This window comes from Heyndrickxia sp. FSL W8-0496 (genome assembly GCF_038007825.1).
Lineage (GTDB): Bacteria > Bacillota > Bacilli > Bacillales > Bacillaceae_C > Heyndrickxia > Heyndrickxia oleronia.
In genome coordinates this window covers 1-17,858 of sequence record NZ_JBBOXX010000003.1, presented here as the reverse complement: position 1 = coordinate 17,858, position 17,858 = coordinate 1, and the positions used below count along the sequence as shown (strand labels likewise).

Annotated in this window: 27 protein-coding genes; all 27 read right to left on the bottom strand. The window is 34.4% G+C overall.

Annotated features, from left to right (window positions below; genetic code table 11):
* Positions 1-14: 14 nt before the first annotated feature.
* Positions 15-875: a phage tail family protein gene (locus NST63_RS27405; RefSeq protein WP_341043950.1), complete on the bottom strand. Its 861-nt coding sequence runs from the start codon at positions 873-875 to the stop codon at positions 15-17.
* Between the two features lie 4 nt (positions 876-879).
* A complete protein-coding gene (locus NST63_RS27400) occupies positions 880-5,301 on the bottom strand; it encodes a phage tail protein (RefSeq protein ID WP_341044330.1) in 4,422 nt (1,473 codons plus the stop codon).
* Between the two features lie 260 nt (positions 5,302-5,561).
* Positions 5,562-5,912 (bottom strand): hypothetical protein, encoded by a 351-nt coding sequence (locus NST63_RS27395; RefSeq protein WP_058003623.1) that lies wholly within the window; start codon positions 5,910-5,912, stop codon positions 5,562-5,564.
* A gap of 34 nt (positions 5,913-5,946) precedes the next feature.
* Positions 5,947-6,522, bottom strand: coding sequence for a major tail protein (locus tag NST63_RS27390; RefSeq protein ID WP_341044327.1), 576 nt, complete (start codon positions 6,520-6,522; stop codon positions 5,947-5,949).
* Position 6,523: 1 nt separating this feature from the next.
* Complete coding sequence (locus tag NST63_RS27385) at positions 6,524-6,853, bottom strand: hypothetical protein (RefSeq protein WP_078109227.1); 330 nt, start codon at positions 6,851-6,853, stop codon at positions 6,524-6,526.
* Positions 6,850-7,239 carry an HK97 gp10 family phage protein gene (locus tag NST63_RS27380; protein WP_216386466.1) on the bottom strand — a complete coding sequence of 130 codons (390 nt, stop codon included), beginning with the start codon at positions 7,237-7,239 and terminating at the stop codon, positions 6,850-6,852. The genes NST63_RS27385 and NST63_RS27380 overlap by 4 nt, the downstream gene beginning before the upstream one ends.
* Positions 7,196-7,537 carry a phage head closure protein gene (locus NST63_RS27375; protein WP_216386467.1) on the bottom strand — a complete coding sequence of 114 codons (342 nt, stop codon included), beginning with the start codon at positions 7,535-7,537 and terminating at the stop codon, positions 7,196-7,198. Before NST63_RS27375 ends, NST63_RS27380 begins: the two co-directional genes overlap by 44 nt.
* A complete protein-coding gene (locus NST63_RS27370) occupies positions 7,518-7,817 on the bottom strand; it encodes a hypothetical protein (protein ID WP_216386468.1) in 300 nt (99 codons plus the stop codon). The genes NST63_RS27375 and NST63_RS27370 overlap by 20 nt, the downstream gene beginning before the upstream one ends.
* Complete coding sequence (locus tag NST63_RS27365; RefSeq protein WP_216386469.1) at positions 7,818-8,138, bottom strand: hypothetical protein; 321 nt, start codon at positions 8,136-8,138, stop codon at positions 7,818-7,820.
* 14 nt (positions 8,139-8,152) lie between these two features.
* Positions 8,153-9,355, bottom strand: a complete 1,203-nt coding sequence (locus NST63_RS27360; protein ID WP_216386470.1) for a phage major capsid protein — start codon at positions 9,353-9,355, stop codon at positions 8,153-8,155.
* Complete coding sequence (locus NST63_RS27355) at positions 9,348-9,917, bottom strand: HK97 family phage prohead protease (protein WP_216386471.1); 570 nt, start codon at positions 9,915-9,917, stop codon at positions 9,348-9,350. The genes NST63_RS27360 and NST63_RS27355 overlap by 8 nt, the downstream gene beginning before the upstream one ends.
* Complete coding sequence (locus tag NST63_RS27350) at positions 9,918-11,090, bottom strand: phage portal protein (RefSeq protein WP_341044325.1); 1,173 nt, start codon at positions 11,088-11,090, stop codon at positions 9,918-9,920.
* A 15-nt stretch (positions 11,091-11,105) separates the two neighbouring features.
* Positions 11,106-12,821 carry a terminase large subunit gene (locus NST63_RS27345; RefSeq protein ID WP_216386473.1) on the bottom strand — a complete coding sequence of 572 codons (1,716 nt, stop codon included), beginning with the start codon at positions 12,819-12,821 and terminating at the stop codon, positions 11,106-11,108.
* Positions 12,818-13,210 (bottom strand): P27 family phage terminase small subunit, encoded by a 393-nt coding sequence (locus NST63_RS27340; RefSeq protein ID WP_280616709.1) that lies wholly within the window; start codon positions 13,208-13,210, stop codon positions 12,818-12,820. The genes NST63_RS27345 and NST63_RS27340 overlap by 4 nt, the downstream gene beginning before the upstream one ends.
* A gap of 104 nt (positions 13,211-13,314) precedes the next feature.
* Positions 13,315-13,644, bottom strand: coding sequence for an HNH endonuclease (locus NST63_RS27335; protein WP_280616708.1), 330 nt, complete (start codon positions 13,642-13,644; stop codon positions 13,315-13,317).
* Between the two features lie 45 nt (positions 13,645-13,689).
* Positions 13,690-13,989 (bottom strand): DUF5052 family protein, encoded by a 300-nt coding sequence (locus NST63_RS27330; RefSeq protein WP_216386475.1) that lies wholly within the window; start codon positions 13,987-13,989, stop codon positions 13,690-13,692.
* Positions 13,986-14,174 (bottom strand): hypothetical protein, encoded by a 189-nt coding sequence (locus tag NST63_RS27325; protein ID WP_341044324.1) that lies wholly within the window; start codon positions 14,172-14,174, stop codon positions 13,986-13,988. Before NST63_RS27325 ends, NST63_RS27330 begins: the two co-directional genes overlap by 4 nt.
* Before the next feature lie 321 nt (positions 14,175-14,495).
* On the bottom strand, positions 14,496-14,654 hold the full coding sequence (locus NST63_RS27320) for a hypothetical protein (RefSeq protein WP_341044323.1): 159 nt from the start codon (positions 14,652-14,654) through the stop codon (positions 14,496-14,498).
* Positions 14,655-14,718: 64 nt separating this feature from the next.
* Positions 14,719-15,009 (bottom strand): hypothetical protein, encoded by a 291-nt coding sequence (locus tag NST63_RS27315; RefSeq protein WP_341044322.1) that lies wholly within the window; start codon positions 15,007-15,009, stop codon positions 14,719-14,721.
* A gap of 122 nt (positions 15,010-15,131) precedes the next feature.
* A complete protein-coding gene (locus NST63_RS27310) occupies positions 15,132-15,683 on the bottom strand; it encodes an HNH endonuclease (RefSeq protein WP_341044321.1) in 552 nt (183 codons plus the stop codon).
* Between the two features lie 170 nt (positions 15,684-15,853).
* Positions 15,854-16,129, bottom strand: a complete 276-nt coding sequence (locus tag NST63_RS27305; RefSeq protein ID WP_341044320.1) for a hypothetical protein — start codon at positions 16,127-16,129, stop codon at positions 15,854-15,856.
* Complete coding sequence (locus NST63_RS27300) at positions 16,129-16,581, bottom strand: ArpU family phage packaging/lysis transcriptional regulator (protein ID WP_259549241.1); 453 nt, start codon at positions 16,579-16,581, stop codon at positions 16,129-16,131. The genes NST63_RS27305 and NST63_RS27300 overlap by 1 nt, the downstream gene beginning before the upstream one ends.
* 87 nt (positions 16,582-16,668) lie before the next feature.
* Positions 16,669-16,995 carry an organic solvent tolerance protein OstA gene (locus NST63_RS27295; RefSeq protein WP_341044319.1) on the bottom strand — a complete coding sequence of 109 codons (327 nt, stop codon included), beginning with the start codon at positions 16,993-16,995 and terminating at the stop codon, positions 16,669-16,671.
* 61 nt (positions 16,996-17,056) lie between these two features.
* Positions 17,057-17,233, bottom strand: a complete 177-nt coding sequence (locus tag NST63_RS27290; protein WP_341044318.1) for a hypothetical protein — start codon at positions 17,231-17,233, stop codon at positions 17,057-17,059.
* A gap of 200 nt (positions 17,234-17,433) precedes the next feature.
* A complete protein-coding gene (locus NST63_RS27285; protein WP_341044317.1) occupies positions 17,434-17,589 on the bottom strand; it encodes a hypothetical protein in 156 nt (51 codons plus the stop codon).
* Between the two features lie 27 nt (positions 17,590-17,616).
* Positions 17,617-17,796, bottom strand: a complete 180-nt coding sequence (locus NST63_RS27280) for an NrdR family transcriptional regulator (RefSeq protein ID WP_445663905.1) — start codon at positions 17,794-17,796, stop codon at positions 17,617-17,619.
* Between the two features lies 1 nt (position 17,797).
* Positions 17,798-17,845 carry a hypothetical protein gene (locus tag NST63_RS27855; protein ID WP_445663904.1) on the bottom strand — a complete coding sequence of 16 codons (48 nt, stop codon included), beginning with the start codon at positions 17,843-17,845 and terminating at the stop codon, positions 17,798-17,800.
* Positions 17,846-17,858 lie beyond the last annotated feature (13 nt).

Here is a 17,858-nt window from a genome sequence, read left to right as displayed (position 1 = left end):
GCACCTCCAATTACTTACACACTTACATAACGATTTCTAAATTCAACATATACCTCTGGTTTTCCACCATCTGAAAGAAACGATATTGCATTTTCTCCCTGCCTTAGCATGAAAAACTCACTGCTTAAATCTATAAACCCCATTCCATTAGTTTCTACACCGTCGGGAGCAACGATGTTCACATCTTTTCCATTAAAATCAGTTGTGATTATTAAGTTATATCCTTCTGGTATTGCATAATTTATCAAAATAAATTCTCCAGTTGTTAAATTGGTAATCTTCGGATTTACCACCTCACCTCTAAAGGTAACTTTGATTGGGGCAGGTGCATCACCAATGTTAACTAATACCCTTGAATCTCCCCTTGATGCGAAACGTACTGGGAAATGAAAAGGAAAACGGAAATGTGAAACAAAGTCCTCCAATTTTATATTCGTTGGATTAGTATCCTGCCAGTATGGATCAGGGCATAAGAGATTAACAATAGACTTTTGATACCACTGTCCTTTATTATCAGAACCCAAAGGAAATGTTGGAACATTTTCTGAAACAGCCCATATTTCTCGTTTTGTATTTCCATTCTCATAAATCAATTTTCCTTTACCCAAACTAGGGTTAAAGATAGAAGATAACAATTGACGTTTTTCTAATAATCCATTTCTACTAGATTCAATAATTGAAATATAAAGAGTTATTGGACGTGGTTGAAGTCGAGCATCAATAAAGGTATTTCCATCTTGGTAGGGAGCCTTTGACGTTTGAATATCAGCTTGCACATCACCTTTTCCATCAATATTTTCTAATAAAAAAGGAAGTCTATTACTTATTTCAATAGACTGCCCTCTAGAATTGATAAAAGTTACTTTTTCAGCCACTTGATCACCTTCCTAAATTAAATTCCATACCCCATTGGACCATTGCCTGTTTAGTTTTTCTTGATACGTCATAAGGTGATGGATTAGGTTGGTAAAAGTTAAAATTTTGTTCGATGGCTGGCAATTGAGAACCTGGTACGGAACCATTTAAAACATCAGAACCTGGTACACTTGGAACAGCAGCTCTTGCTAATTCATTCGCTTGATAGGTTATTCCCCTAATACTGTTTTTCATCCCTTCAGCTAACCCTTGCCCTGTATATTCTCCAAGTCTCATCATTACTCTAGATGGTGAATGAATATCTAATGCTTTAGAGATTGTGGAAGAAATAGAATTTGCAATTTCTCTAGCTTGTTGTAGTAAAGGACCTGTCATTGAAGATAATCCATTCATTAAGCCTTTAATCGTATTCTGACCAATGCTATTCATACTTGCTTTCATAGCGTTAAATTCAGCTGTAGTTCCAGAACGAATATCCTTAACCTTTTTAGTCCAATCCGTTTTAAGTTGCTCCAATTGGGAATTAGCGTTTTTATGCAATTCATCTATTTTCTTTTTGGTATCAGTTTTAAGTCCTTCTAATTCGCTTGTCGCTTGTAAACGTGCAAGTTCATTTTTAACCTTCCACAATCGAACAAAATCCTGTAATTGTGAATCAGTCATACTGTTTAAAGCTGAAACTTCTGCAGCTGCTTTAGGACCCATTTCACGAAGTTCCGCAAGCAACCCTTTATCTATTCCTTTTTCAGCTAGTTGTTGAATATTTGTAGCCCATTCGCTAAAGATAGACACTTGATCTTCAAGATTTTTAAGGAGTTTATCACCTGTAACATCAGCCTTTTGAGAGACTTCATCAAATATACCTGCAAATGAATACAATGATCTCGTACGATCTTCAACTGCCTTTTGATATTCAGCATTTAAAGCATTCTCTTCATCAATTAACTTCTGATTAATCTCTTGAACCTTTGTAACATACTCTTCATTCAAAGATGTTAATTTATCATGAATTTCCTTTTTTACACGGAAAACATTTTGTTCTGCTTCTTCTCTTTCTTTTGAACCAACTTTATATCTTGCTTGTACTCGTTCCCATGCAGCAAGTTCGTCAGCAAGAGAAAGTTCATTCATCTGCTTTTTCTTTTCGATGTATGATTTGGATTGTTCAAATTGCTGTTTTAATAATTCAGCTTCCTTTTTCACTGAATCCTGTCTGATTTTTTCAATCTCTAGATTGATTTTTCTTACTTGTTCAGGGGTTTTAGCATATTGAGCTCTAATTTTTTCTAAAGACTTTATATGTGCTTGAGCATCTACTTCACCCATTTTAAAACGATAATTTTCTTTATCTAAAGCTTCTTTAAAGTTTTTAGCTGCAGCCTGAGCATTCTTTTTAGCTGCCTTTTCTGCTTCTTTCTGTTTATTGGATATCCCTTTAGCAAAACCTTCACCAGTGTGTTCTCCAAGCTTTGTTGTAACCCTTGAAGGTGAATGAATTCCTAATGCTTTTTTTATTGAATCCCCTATTCCGTTTGCTATATCTTTAGCTTTATCCCAAACAGACTTAGCAAGTGAACCGATACCATTTAGTAAACCTTGAATAATATCTTTTCCAATAGAAAATAGATCAACTGCCTTTAATGGGTCCTTAATGAACTTAACAACTTGGTCAAAAGCCGTTTTAGTAGCAGACTTAATATTTTCCCAGACATTTGTAATAGCTGTTTTCATTCCATTAACAATGGAAGTTATTGAGGATTTAATCCCATTCCAAATGCTAGTAGCTGTTGACTTAATCCCATTTATAATCGTTGAAATAGCTGTTTTAATCGCATTCCAAACACTTACAACAGTTGTTTTTATGGCATTAACAATACTTGAAATAGCACTCTTGATTCCATTCCACACTGTTGAAGCAGTTGTTTTCATTGCATTCCAAATCGTACTTATTGCTGTTTTAAACCCTTCAAATATTGATTTAGCACCGTCCACAAAGGCTTTTATGATTGTGGAAATAGCTGTCTTAATTGCATTCCAAGCAGTTGATGCAGCGGTCTTAATGTTATTCCATATCTGTGATAAATGACTTTTAAATCCGTCAAAATCACCTTTTAATAAATCTATTAATAATAAAACAGGACCAAGGATAACATTCTTGATAATTTCCCAAGATGATTGTGCCACTGTTTTAATTGCATTCCATGATGTTTCTAAAACTTTTTTAATGTTATTCCAGGCATTAGAAAAAGCACTGGAAACTGAATCCCATGTGCTAGTAAAAAAATCAACTATTGGAGTAAAAATAGATTTTAATGTTTCAACGGTTGAAGTCCACACCGATGTAACTCCATCCCAAATAGATGTTGCCGCTGTTGTTATCCCTTCCCATATTCCAGAAAAGAAGTCTTTAATGCCTGTCCATACTGATTCAGCAGTACTTTTTATTCCTCCCCATGTGGAGGATAAAAAGTCTTTTATAACTCCCCATACTTCAATGGCTTTTTCTTTAATTTCATCCCAGTTTTTATATATTGCTATACCTGCAGCAACTAATAATCCAATCGCTGCAACAATAATTCCTATAGGTCCAGCTAGAGCAGTAAATACTGTTCCTAATATTGGTATCAACGCTGTTATGGTTGATATTATTGGGGAAAGTGCCATAAAAATACCCATTAATACACCAAGTGCTGTAACAACTCCTGCAATTGTAGCCGCTAAAGTTGGATTTTCCTTCACCCATTCAGCTATTTTAGAAACTAGCTCTGCAACCTTTAATAAAAATGGTTCAGCAGCCGTTTTTAAATCAGCAAATGCTTGTTTCAATTGAATCGCTGGATCAGCATTCATTTTAGAGATTGCATCATTTAATTGTTCCTGATTTTGCTTTGTTTTATCTGTAGCATCTGATACACCTTTAAATACTGCAATCATGTTCTGTCCCTGGTCTTCCCATTTAGTACCAAACACTTTTGTAGCAAGTTCATTCTGAACTGTTTTATCCTTAATGCCTTCAAGCCATGTAGCAACCTCACTCATAGCTTTCGATCCATCTTCTCCGCCTTTGGCTACCGCTTTTCCCCAATCCTCAAACTTTTTAACAGAAATGCCAGTACTGTTTATTAAAGGTGTCATATCCTTACTAACACCTAGACCAAAGCTAGCCATTTGAAGCCTTGCTTCTTTCACCCCATCATTTAGGTTATCAATATTCCAAGTTTTCGTATTAATACCCGCTTCAAAAATGGCTTGAATTTCTTTTGCAGAAAAACCAGCATCTTTCATTTGTTTTCCATATTCAGCAATTGTATCTAATTGTTCAGGTGGAAAACCCGCTTTTAAAAGTGAATTCGTTAAAGCAAGAGCTCGATCATTAGAAACTCCAATTTCACCAGATAATTCATTAACTTCCTGAATTAGTTCAATAAAATCTATTCCTGCATAAGCTTGAGAAATAACAGATGCTCCTTTAACTATGGAACTATTTGCTTCGTCACTTGCCGTTTTATTTAATGCCCATTGACGTCTTACACCTTCTAATGCTTCTGCTCCGTCCACACCATATGCTTCAAGATTTCGTATTACTTCACGAATAGATTCCTTAGATTCTTCTGGAACCTCAAATGCAATGTCAACTTTAGTTTTCAAAGAAGAAGTATCCAGTGCTTTTTCTATTGTTGCTGCTATTCCGCCACCTGCAGCAAGTGCACCAACAACCCCTGAAAGTTCATCACCAAAACCGTTAACTTTATCCCCTGCATTCTCAGCTTCTTTAGCAATCTGACTTAATTCTTTCCTTACAGACTTTAAAGAACCACCGTCATCAACTTTGGATAGAGCTCGTTTCATTTTATCCAAGTCTGCATTTGTACCTAGGGCAGTTACCCCAACTTTATTAATAGCATCCTCAAGCTGTCTGGAAGATGCTGTACCGTTCTTGATAGCATTTGTAAGCCTTCCGCCTAAAGCACTTGAAAAATTGTCTACGCTAGTCCCTGTGGCTTCAAAAAGTGTGTTTAATTGTCTAGTAGATTTAGCAATGTTATCTTGTTCTTGATTAACAATAGATAATTTCCCTTTTAAACCATCTAACACACTTTGAGTTGCTACAAGTTCACGATTAAAAGCACGATATTGCTCCTCAGATATTTTCCCTTGTGCAAATTGCTGATCAACTTGAGACTGCGCTTCTTTTAACTGATTTAATTTTTGTGTAGTAACCTGAATTTGATCAGCTAAAAGCTTTTGTTTCTGTGCTAACAATTCTGCATTACCAGGATTAAATTTTAGTAGTCGTTCAACGTCCTTTAATTCAGTTTGCAACTTTGTACTTTGCTTATTTACATCTGATAAAGCTTTCTCCAAACCTACTGTATCAGACCCTATTTCTATCGTAATACCTTTGATTTTATTACTACCTGCCATATCCTCACCCCACTTTCAAACAAAGAAAAAAGCACCCCTATAAAAGAGTGCTTAAAATGAATCAAAATCGGATTGTGTGGCTTTTCTAGCCTTTTTCTTTGGTGGTTTTTGCATGTCTATAAATTCATGAATATAGTCCATACACATTCCAATTGTCATATCTTCTAGATCGTTTCTAGTTAACTTGCATTTATAACAAAGAGCAAGGAACAGTTCTGTGGAAAACTCTCCATCATTATCTGTTCCTTGGTCATCATCATTTATTTTTTTTTAGATTGAATAGTTTTTTGAATCATTTCCATTAGTTCTGGAATGACATCTAACATTGGAAATTCATCGAAGGAATCCAACCATTCTAATGGTTCAGGTATCTCCTTATTGGCTGTTTTTGCTAAAGTCCATGCGATATTATAAAAGACCTCAAAGTCTAATCCTTCAAGGTCTTCTGCAGAAAAATCATCATCTTGTATTTTGTTTAATTTATCAAGTACACCTAATTTCATGATTTCGGTAAAATAATCTTTTCCGAATTGAGATTTGAATCGAATAGGTGTTGCCCCTGTGGATTTAAACTTTATTTCTTTACCATCTATAGTAACTGTTTTTTCCATATTTAATCACCTCATAGAATTCATTTAAACTCCCTTATGCTGCCGGAGTTTTTTCATAAACTTTTGTATACCAATCATCATAAACAGATGCAGGAGTTGCAACAGTAGTCTTGGTTTTAACCATTGGTTTACCGTTGATTTCTAAAGGACTAGCTACAAACGTTAATTCATTGGGATTAGGTTCAGCTGAACTTTCTTTTGTTTTTGATCCTACAGTTGGACGATTAGCAGTGCAATTGTATAGAACATGGCGAGTAGCTTTTACATCACCATCAAATTCAAACAGGAGTGCAAATGGTTTCCCTTTAGCATCCGCTAATTCATTCAATACCATATCGGTTTCGTCCTTTTGTTCGCCTAAAGCATCAATAGCAAATTGTTCTATGATATTGGCAATTGATAAGGTACCATCGTATCCTTGGTTATTACTTGCAGAATAAAAGAGCATATCATCTGCATAAAACTCGATCATATCCCCACGTGGTTCTAAGGATAATTCAATACCACCTGGCATTTTTATGGGCGTTTCAAAAGTAATTTTCCCATCTACTACAGTGTAAGGAGCATAGTGAACATTTTTTAAACCAAACGTTACTTTATTTTCTGGCATATTAAATCAACCTCGCTTCATATATTCTTTGAAATAAATTTTCTGATTCTATAAAAGTTTCAGTAGTTTGGTAGGGTATTTCATATTTATCTAGTACTGATTCAAGCTTAGCTTCTGCTGATAAGTCTTTCTTTAAGGTATAAAGTTCAATTTGTACATTTTCTATCTTTTGATAGACCTTATTGTCAGCAATATAGTGAGAAGAATACGGTGTCCAATAACAAATATAAGGTGGATCAGGAACTGGATTATTATCTGTTGGTGTGAAATGTGAATAAGTGACTGGATAACCTGTTTCATCAAGTATCTTTTTCAATTGAACTAAATTCATTGTCTGATCGCCCTCTCCACTCTACTCACATATTCATCCACAATCTTTTCTTCAACTGGTCGTATATGAACCTTTGCTGCAACCCTACCACCACTACGTTTTACATGGCCAAACTCCAAAAGATGTGTGATCTGATATTTTCTGTTGTAAATGACAATATTTTTACCAACCTTTTTCTTTGCCCAGTTTTTTGCATAATCACCAGAATCCCTAGGGCTCTTTTGCTTTAAAAGGGACACTGCTTCTTTCGTAACATCTTCTTTTATAACTTCCACTTCTTCTTTAACAGCATCAGTATATAGCGCTAATTGTTTAGCAATCTCTTTTGAAAGATCCTTTACCTTAACCACCAGCTCGCACCTCACAATAGAGCTCAGTAAATCCATCAGACCTCATAAAAGAACGGTAAATCGTGAATTTTTTCGATTGGTAATTAATCTTTGTTTCCTCGTCATATTCATCTGAATCAACAACCAATACTATTTGTGGTTTATGATTTAGTTGACCAGCAACAAGAAATTCAGCCCTATTTACACTCAATTTAGAACAGAATATTTGTCTAGGTATTTCTGTCTCTATATCTTGTCCTAATTCATCTTGTGTGGTTGTTATACTAATGAGTTCACACACATCATCCAATGATATATTTTCTTTATTTCCTAGACTAGGCTTCAGTGATGGCATCCGCACTCCCTGCCTTTTTGATCAATCTATTGTGGATTCTAAACTGAATACTCCGAGATAAAGGAATGTTTTCTTGTCTATTTCTATAGTTCCATGCTGCAAAATCTACAATAAGCATTTGATCATCAGTATTTGATAAATTTAAAGAAGCTCCCATAGTGATAATTTCATTATAGGAGCTATCTAAAATACTATTAAAATAGGGATCTCTCAAATTATGAGTGATACCCAAGTCAAGTTTTAATAAATCCAGTAAAGTAGATTTTGTTTTTTCATCCATCTACTCCACCTCTTGAAGTAGTTCCTCTATATGCTCCACAACACCTTTTCTATTTTTTGCTTCTTTTTCTAATTCTAAAAGAACTTCTAATTTATCTTTTCCTAATTCTGCAGTAACGTTTTTCTTGATTTCCTCCACAGATTCATCAAGGATAGAGCGTTCCGCCCCATAAGGAGAATCTTCTTGTTTTTCTACATATAAAAAGCCATTATCCTGTAAAAACTTCGCTCTCTCTTCATCATCAGTTTGATAAGTTGAATTGACAGGAAAGATAGCCTTAGTAATCTTATCTTGAAATCTTTTAATTACTTTGTACTTCATAATTAATTCACCTCTTATACTTCTGGAGTAGTAGTACCACTTGTGTAAGTAATGTAATAACCAGCTTCAGCATCCGCTTTCTTAACATCAAATCGAACAAACCCTGCTAGCATTTGACCATAAATATTGTTATCTACCCATTTTACTGATACTTGTTTACGATCAAAGAATTTACAGAATGCCTTAGCATCTCCGATGAAAGCCACTTTATCACCAGCTGAAGTTCCGATCATATCATCATCTAAAACTACAATTTCTTTACCTTTTAGACGTTTCCCTGAAGCCACAGTAACATCATCTTGAAGTAGGTAACGACCATTACCATCTTTCATTAAATCTAAATCGTTAAAGAAAGATTGTGATACGTAAAGTTTTACTTGGTATGCAGTTTTGAATCCTGTATTTAATAGAGTAATTATTTCATCTAGTGATGAAACAGTTTTTGGAGTAGCTGATTTTAACACAGTAGCAATTGCTGCATTACGAGTATTTAATTCTTGATCTCGAATCTCTTCATCAATTAAACCAACAATATCATAATCTGCATCATCAATAACTTCCTGCGAAACAGGTATATAACCACGATAAGTCTCAATATCATAAGCAACATCAGATACAGATGGTTTTGCTAATTCTGGGTTAGCTTCTAGCTCTGCAACTGTATTCATTTTACTGCCTGATTTTTTGATTACTGGGTATTTTCCACTACCACGTTTTACAGGAACCTTTTTAACATATGACAATAAATCTACAACATCTTCAACAGCCTTTTCTGGTGTCAATAATTCTTCTGGTACCAACGCCCCACCATCAACAACTTTAAATCCTTCTACCGCTCGAATTTCTGCCCCTTTTGAACGAATATAAGTATTAATTGCTGAACGTAGTTCTTGTAATTGTTCCTTATCCATTTTTCCTTTACCTCCTAATTTACTGCGATTTTTTGGCTTCTTATCATTTGAACGCTCTAGCTCTTTTTCAAGCTCTTCAATTTCTTCTTCTAACTTTGTTTTCTCTTCTTCTTTCGTTTTGATTTCTTCATCATTTTCATTCATACTATTTTCTATCGCTGTTAGATCATCTTCACTTTCAGCAGCTTCTACAGCAGATTCAAATTCACTTCTTTTAGCAAGAAGTTCTGTTAACTTTCCTTCCACAGTTGACAAAGCATCGCGTTTCATTTTCAATTTAACCCCGACTAAAACTGGATTAGGCATTATTCAATCTCTCCTTTAATTTAGCTTTTCTCTGCTCAAATTTTTCTTTTTTTATTGCAGCAACATCCTTTTTTCGTGCTGCTACTTCTGTTTGTGGGTATGCTGGAAATGCAGTGATTGAGACTTCATGTGTATCTGCCTCTGTCACAACCCATTTCACTGTCCCATCTTCTCGGTATTCGGTTTCTTCCTTCAATGGTATGAATCCAAACGAACATCCTCGAACTTTCCCTGTTTGAACTTTACGATATGCACTCTTAGCAAAAGGATCTTCTAAATCAACTTTCACTCGTCCCCACAAACCGTGAGAATCTGTTTTAAGTTCTAAGGTTTGACTTCCTGTACTCCCCAAAACTGCCCTTGTGTCGTGATTATCCAGACACATAATGTCGTTTTCCTTTAAACTCTTATCGAATGCTCCTGGCGCAATCTCTTCAAATGCTCCTGGCCATAGTTCAGTTTCTTGATTAAAAACTGCAAAGTAACCTTCTATAAAAGCTTCACCATTTTCTTCATCACGGGTTTTTAATTCAGATGCAAAAACCATTAAACGCTTCTCCATTTATTCATCACCACCTTTCAATTTGTTTTGTTGCCCAATAGCAGAAGCAGGGATATAATTTTCTAGCACAATCAATTCATTCATTTCAGTGTCTGGATCCAAACCAATCCAATCCCTCAATTCATTCCTTCTCATTGCGTTGCGGTCCACTAGTTGTGCTCCTGCTGTGACCATTTCTGTTAAGTCATACGAATATAAACTTCGTGGATTCAATCTAAAAAACCAATTTGGTGAATATAAAAGGTCTCTGGTCAATGTTTGAGAGATTATCTGACCTATTGCATAGATTCTTGTATTGATAAAATTGTTATATTCTTCCTTGTTGAATTCTCCAACTCCAAGAAAAAAAGCCGGCACTCCAATGAGTCCAGCTACCGTTTTTTTATCCAGTTCTACGCCTTCCACAATTGCTATATCCTTTAAGGACAAAGGCTTAACTTGTTCTACTTTGATTAAATCTGCAGGAATAATCCATGGTTTACCTCCTTCAGTTTCATCAAAGTATTTTTTCATGATGCTTTCTCTTCCTTCTTTGCTTGATAATTCTTCGGTCAAAGCATCCACAGCTATAATGAGTGAAGGCATGTATTTACCACTCATGAAATTATTCTTGGTTTTGGTTGCTTGATTAAGATTCTTCACAATTTCTCGCAATGCTACACGATATCCAGTTCCTTTGTATGGATAGTTAGGGTTAGGATTAATTACAAAATGAATCACTTCATCTGGTGAATAAACTTTTCCATTATAGTTGATAAGGTAACCATTATCTGTATCCTCAAATGTTACAGCTTGCATCTGGAAAGGAGTTAGATCGCTAATAAATGTTGTTTCAGGATCTATACCAATATGGACCACAGAATTTCCATCACCAAACAGTAGTAAATCCCGAACAATTTTATATATCCAACCTTTACGAGTCATATTTTTATAGGGTTCAATATCTATTTTTCTAGATAATTGATTACGGACCCTTTTATCACCTTCATCAGTATTTTCCATAAGATGAATAGTCATATTTGATACTAAATCGGCTATTTTATCAACAGCAATTAAAACATCTGGATTATCAGATAATCTTGTATACCCAACTGTTTCTACATCTCCAAAACCTAAAGTTATTGGTATACCTGTTGTACTTCTCATTTTTTCCTTCCGATTCCAAAAAGCCATTTATACACCTCCTTCCTAGTTGTTAAGCCAACTTGAAGCATCAGAAGCTTTAGTCATATCCTCTAACATTTGAATGGAGCCAAAAACGGCAGCGTCAAAAATATCAATTCGTAAATCAGGCATTACTTTTTCGTACTGAATCATGTCATCAGTTTTTTCAATTGCTGCTACATTTTGTGTGCAATACTCAAATGCTTGTGAGTGGAGATAGTAAAGCTTCCCATCCTTTGCCTTTTTCTCAATCCTTCTAAATCCTTCAGACTTTTTATAAAAGTACTGTGGCTGATCAACCATTTTAAATCCTTTCTTTTTCATTTCTAAGAAAAACTCACGAGAGAATTTACGGTCAAAGCCAACCTTTTTTATTTTAAATCCCATCTTTTTCATTGTTATAAACCAGTTAACAATATCAGAATGGTTGACGGTTGGGGTATTACACATATCTAACCAACCATCATCTTTCCACCCAAAGAGTGGGATATTATCATCCTCTGCTTTTTGTTTAGCTGCAACGATTGGGAACCAAGCATGAGTGATGGCGATGTCAATATCTTTATATCTCCCGTATAATGCTGCAGCTGTTAAGTCGTGCATTTTAGATAAGTCAGCTCCACCATACCAATCAATATTAAATTTTAATAGATCCTTTAAGGTCCAATCATATTGACGGTCTGAAGCTTTAAATTCATCGATATTGAAGTATGCTCTTAATGCAGAAGTAAATATATTCAACGACTTCGCTAAAAAGTCTTTCCGCTGTTGTGGATCATTTTGTGCTTGAAGTGCATCATTCAATATGTCATCAGGGCGGATAGAGACACCATAAGCAGGGTTAGCTTTTTGGTGTTCAATTGGATTAGTATAGTCCACATTTCCTTTTTCATCTTCATCAGCTTTTGCAATGAATACAAAATACTGTTCATCTTTAATAGTTCCATCAAGAATCTTTTTACAATACTGCAACCTTTGATAACAAAAACTTGTCATATCATCTCCGGCTGTAGTAATACCAATCATTAGTTTATTTGTGTAAGCTTTCATGGCTTCCTTGATGATGTTATATTGCTTAGGTGTTTTGTAAGCATGAAGCTCATCGGCAATTGCAATATTACAGTTCAAGGAATCCTGCTTATCTGGATTGGCCGCAAGTGCCTGAATAAATAATGAACCGTCCCCAAAATCGCCAGCAATAGAATGCTCCTGGTTATTATCTATTACTCGGAAGTTCTCCTTTTCTCCCATTTGAGCCAAGTTAAAATTAATAAAATTAAAGCTTTCTAATGACTGTTTTAATGCTGCAGCAACGATATAGACTTTACTCCCGCTCCGTCTGTTTAATATCCCAAGAGCCCACGCTAATGCAGCAGCAAAACTTGTCTTAATATTTTTCCGTGGAATAAAAATAAACGCTTCTTTAAAGCGTCTTATCTTAGTTCCTTTATGATAAAAACCTAATAGGTTGTAAACTTGATATTTATGAAATGGTTCTAATAAAAATGGTGTTCCTCTTAATGGTGTACCGTCTAACAATTCACCTTGAGCATGTACAAATGTATTTTCAATTATTTCAATTACAAACTCAGCGTCAGTTGGATCAAAGTCATAATCAGGATTTTTTAAATCCCTAAAGAATCTCTCACATCCTTGTATCTGTTCTTTGTTTGCTAATTTGGTTCCGTCCACAATGCTGTGAGCATATTCCATCACTAGATCATAATTTTTAAAACTCATGAACTATCACTCAAAATTAATTGTAACTTTGATTTCGGCTTACTCTTTGGCTCTTCCTTACGCTTAGGAGGGTCTGGTCTTTTTAAACTTTGGAATGTTTTTGGATTGATACAAAGAATATTTGAATAGGTTGCAAGGTCTTTTCTTAGCGATTCCATTGCAGAATAAATGGGTGTTTTACGATCGTTGGTTGCACCAGCTTTATTCGTATATTCTTCAGTAATTTGATAACCGGATTCCTCAAACGCTTTTTCAAAAGCCTGGTATTGTGCTAACATCCCAACATAAATATCAATTATTTGATCAAAATCATCCCTATAAACTCCTAAATGTTCCATACGTTTTACTGTTTGATTTTTCAATTGTTTTTTCGTTAAAAGTTTTGTCACGACGTTTCACACCCCCTTTTGATTTTGAAAAAGTCGCTCTATTGGAAAAAGCTCCCCTCCTCGGTCCCCATTAGACCTAAAAATATATCATTAAGTAGGGGGGGCTACTTCCACCCCTCATTACTATACTTTTCAATCCAATCATCACCCAAAGAACCTAATCTCCTTACCCAACTCAAACCAAGATTTGTTAGTTTGTTAGAAATCCTATCATGCATCTTGTCATGACATTGATTACATAAGCTAATTAGGTTAATGTTTGATAGTGCTAATACTTTATTGAATAATAAGCACCAAGCTAAAGGAATGATGTGATGGACTGTAGTTGCTTCAGTACTTTTTCCGTATCGTTTACATTCTTGGCATTGGTATGAATCACGTTTTAAAACTCTTGGTCTTTTCTTCTTCCATGCTGTTGTTTTATAAAAATTCATATGTCATCACTTGCTGCATAGCTATTTGACATCATAAACAGCTCCTTACTTTTCCTCTACAACAACTGTGGCATTATAAAGAATTATTCTTTTACCATTGAATTCAAACTTTATTTTATCTGAACCAGTTGCACCACCTTTTGAATCTGTCTGGTTTGCAATATCAATCTTTCCTTCATATGTCCTAATCACATTACCAGCATTATCATACACAGTGACTATCCTATCCAAGCCACCGCCATATTCAGATTTCATATCCTTCTTTGCCCGTTCTAAAGATGAACACCCAGATGAAAGAACTACAATTGCAATTAATAAAATTAATAGATTAAAATACTTTTTCATTTCCTTCTCAGCCTTCCTCCTACTCTTTTAAACGTGTCACGATTAGTTCCCATAATGTCATGCCAATTAACTTTCTCTTCCTTCACTTTCCCCTTACGCTTCTTTTTAGATGGAGGTTTATTTCTTTCCCTCAATTTCTCCATATGCTTTCTTTCTTCATGGTTTAAATGATCAGCAAGTTTCACGATTCCCCCAACCTTTCTAAAGGTTACTCGGATATAGGCAACCTTCTAATTGATCTTCGATATTAGTTTCATTATTTTGAACTGCAACAGCTTCAGCTAAATCTGAACAGAAAGGACAACATAACTGCGTGTTAACTGCTGAAAACTTATCGACTAGAAATGATCTCTCACACTTTTCATTAAGGCATTGCCATTTCTCAAGTAATCTCATCTCATCACCTTCTTTTATGTATAATAAAAAGACACCCATGGTGGATGTCTGAAAGATCAATTTTTATTCAGTTTTGATTACATACATAAGCAAAACCCTAATGAACCTAACTAATCTTCCCTTTCACCTGCCGCCTTTAGATCAAGATTATAATAATCAATTGCGTCTACAATTTCCCTTTTCATTTTTAATGCATAGTCTTCATATTCAGTACCTTTAATTAATTCAAGAAACTGCTCAATAGGTTTTAGAATTTGTTCTTCATCCATTTAATTCACCTACCTTTAGGTATAATAAAAAGACACCCAAAATTTGAGTGCCTTGATAAATAATTTAAATAATGTTATTTTCTTTCAATTCATTTTCCCCTGATTTTGTGATGTGTGCATTACTCCACCATATAGCTGCAACACTGTTACTATATTTCTGATGTCTTTGTCCGCCTGGTACAATCACTTCTCCTTCGAACTCAATAAAACCGTCTCGTTCTAAACTGGATAAATAAAATGCACCTTCATGTCTACCATCTTCTAAGTTAAATGAATTAACATCTATTTGTTCATTAGACATTTTTTTATCATAATACGCTTTTAGTATTTGTAACATTTTTTCTTTATTTGACAATTTAATCACCTCCTTAGTCCAATATTTTGACAAGGGGTGACTATTTTCCTGCCTATTTTACAAGTTTATGAAAATATAAAAGTCATTTCTCACTTCCGTAAATAGGAATCAAAGTTATATGACTATACAAAAAGACGCTCCTGTTTAAGGAACGCCTCTTGTGAATATGGCATATATTTTGCTCTAGCTTCTTTTATTGCAAACTCTGCTTCTTCTATCGAATCATAATAACCTATAATTTTCCTCTCTTTATATACTTGAATCCTAGCCAACCATTTTTGACTATGTTTGTGCCAATAAACTCCCCTAACCCCTGAGCTATTGTTTTTTTGAACTAATCGATTTTGTTGATTTTCAGCATTTGAAACAATTCGCAGATTACTATCTGTATTATCAAGTGTATTGTGATTAAAATGATCAATAATTTTATCTTCTGGACAGTTCATTATTAATCTATGTAATCTGATAATTTTCTTTTTGTTGTTATCTAGATTTATATAACCAACACAATAAAAATTTTCTACATCTTCACTCCACTTTGCTCTCCAAGCATAAGGGAATTCTTTTACCATTTCTAGCTTGTTGGTAGATATTAGAGTTTCGATTCTGCCGTAATTTTTTGTATCTAAGAAGATTGCTGTTATATCCCCTCTAATTTCAAAATCATTAATCACTGAGAATCCTCCTTATACCAAAATTAAATAATTATTAAAAGAAAAAGGAACCAACGATTGCTGGCCCCTTTGATAAATTATCTATGATATAAATTTAACACATAAAAATCCAAATGCTCATTCTAAATTCTTTTCATTTTCCTTCTAGTTTCCTTACGAAAACTTTACTATTAATTATTTGTTTTCTTCGCTAAAGCCTTTCCCCTTTGTTTAAATTCCTCTAATTGTTTTTCAGTGTAGACTCTAGGTTTTTTCATAGAAACCTGTTTTTCTGTTAATGTACCTTTGAATGCTATTGGTCTATCATCTTCCATTTCTACGGTTTCCATTTCAGCAATACTCATTAATTTTCGAATGTGCTTAGGTACGGTCGAATATGCCCTCCACAGATTCAACTCATAATCAAAAACCAAAACAGTTTCTTGCTCTGATTTTGCATATGCCATTACTGATCCACCTTCTTTTTATATACTTCAATCCTTAAAGCTAAGGCTAATTTGTAAAATATCCTTGGTTTAAACTTGTTATGGTAATATGATTCGCTCATACCTAACTGGTTGTATACTTCATAATCGAATAGTTCCTCATCACCTAAGTATCTAAGAATGATAGCTTCACGTTCTTTTTTACTTAATCGGTTTACAGCTTTACGGAACTTCTCAATATATTCAATTCGAGCACGTTCTTCATCTACTCTTTCTATAGCAACATCTTCAGTTGTAGAATGAAAAGCATTTGTGTAAGTAGGAGGAACTAATGAGAAGGATGTAGTTACTTTAGGCATAATCTCTTCTGGAACAGTAAGTAAATACATTCGATATGTTTCAATAGCAGATTCAACATTTTCTTGAGTCAGTTTTCTATCTATTTCTGGCAGCTTAAATGTTAATTGTTTCATCAATTGTTGCCCCCTCCTGTATGACAGAATAAAGTATTGAATACTTTATCATCAGGAACCCTGGGAATTATCCCAGGGCAATTTATATTACTTCACTAATTCAAGTTGACCATCTGGCACGTTAACTTCTCCACTCTTGTCCACAGAATACTCAATGCCCTCATGATCATCCATACTCATTTGTCCTTCCGGTACGCTATCATCTTTTTGCGGACGACTCTCCATTACTTCTTTAGGAGTTTGATATGCGTATGTTAAATCAATTAAGAAATATTGTCCGTATTTGTTATATTTCTCTGTGATTTTGTGCATTTGAAGATTATCATTTTCTTTAGCAACTGAAATAATTTCCTCTGCTTCTTCACGTGTATCTGCATAATGTTGTTCTTTTTGATTTAATTGTACTTTTGTCATAGTATTGGCTCCTTTTTATTTGAAATTTGTTTCTTTTAATCTTCGAAATGTTCATTTGTAATTAGTGTCTTCCGGTACCATTACAATGGGGACATTCCAATTCTGTATCTTGTACTCTTATCGATTTATTTAAGTTAAGTAATTTTGCTCTTTGCATAGCTTTAAGTTTTCCTGATCCCATACAGTAATGACATAAATCTGATAACAAAGGGATTTTTATACTTGGAATCTTCGGCAATACTCTATCCTCCTAATCAACTGATCTATTTAAATCCTTTTCCATGGCACTTTTTACAAGTTTCCTTTTTATTTAAAGATTGCAACCTAAATCCTTTTGAAACATATTCAACCCCTGTGAATGTGAAACCCATGCCCTTGCAATTTTTGCACTTTTTCACTTGGCAACTCTCCTATCATTTTGTTTCGTATTAAACTTGATTAACTTGACTTTTCCTTTAACCAATTCAAATGTTGGATAATTTTGTTTCGTTTCACAGTATGTTTTGTTACTTTCAATAACATTTCATAACGTTTTATTCTATTTTGATTTACTTCATTCCAATCTAACCCTTTTAGCAAATTATAGATTTTCATTACTCTATTTCCTCCTTTCTAACAAACTTAATTGCTAAAATGTTTCTTAAAACTATTATCTGAAGGCTCTTTATATACATAAGTAAACTGTTCATACGTAACAAATCGAGTATCACATGTTAAACAATGTCTCCACCTTTGAACCATGTTCCCTACTGGCCTAGAGTAACTAACTTTGGTTTTCCCTCCACAAGATGGACATTTCATATCAATATCCCTCATTTTGTCTTTGATGATTAATCGCATTCTTCTCCATGTAGGCTTGTTCT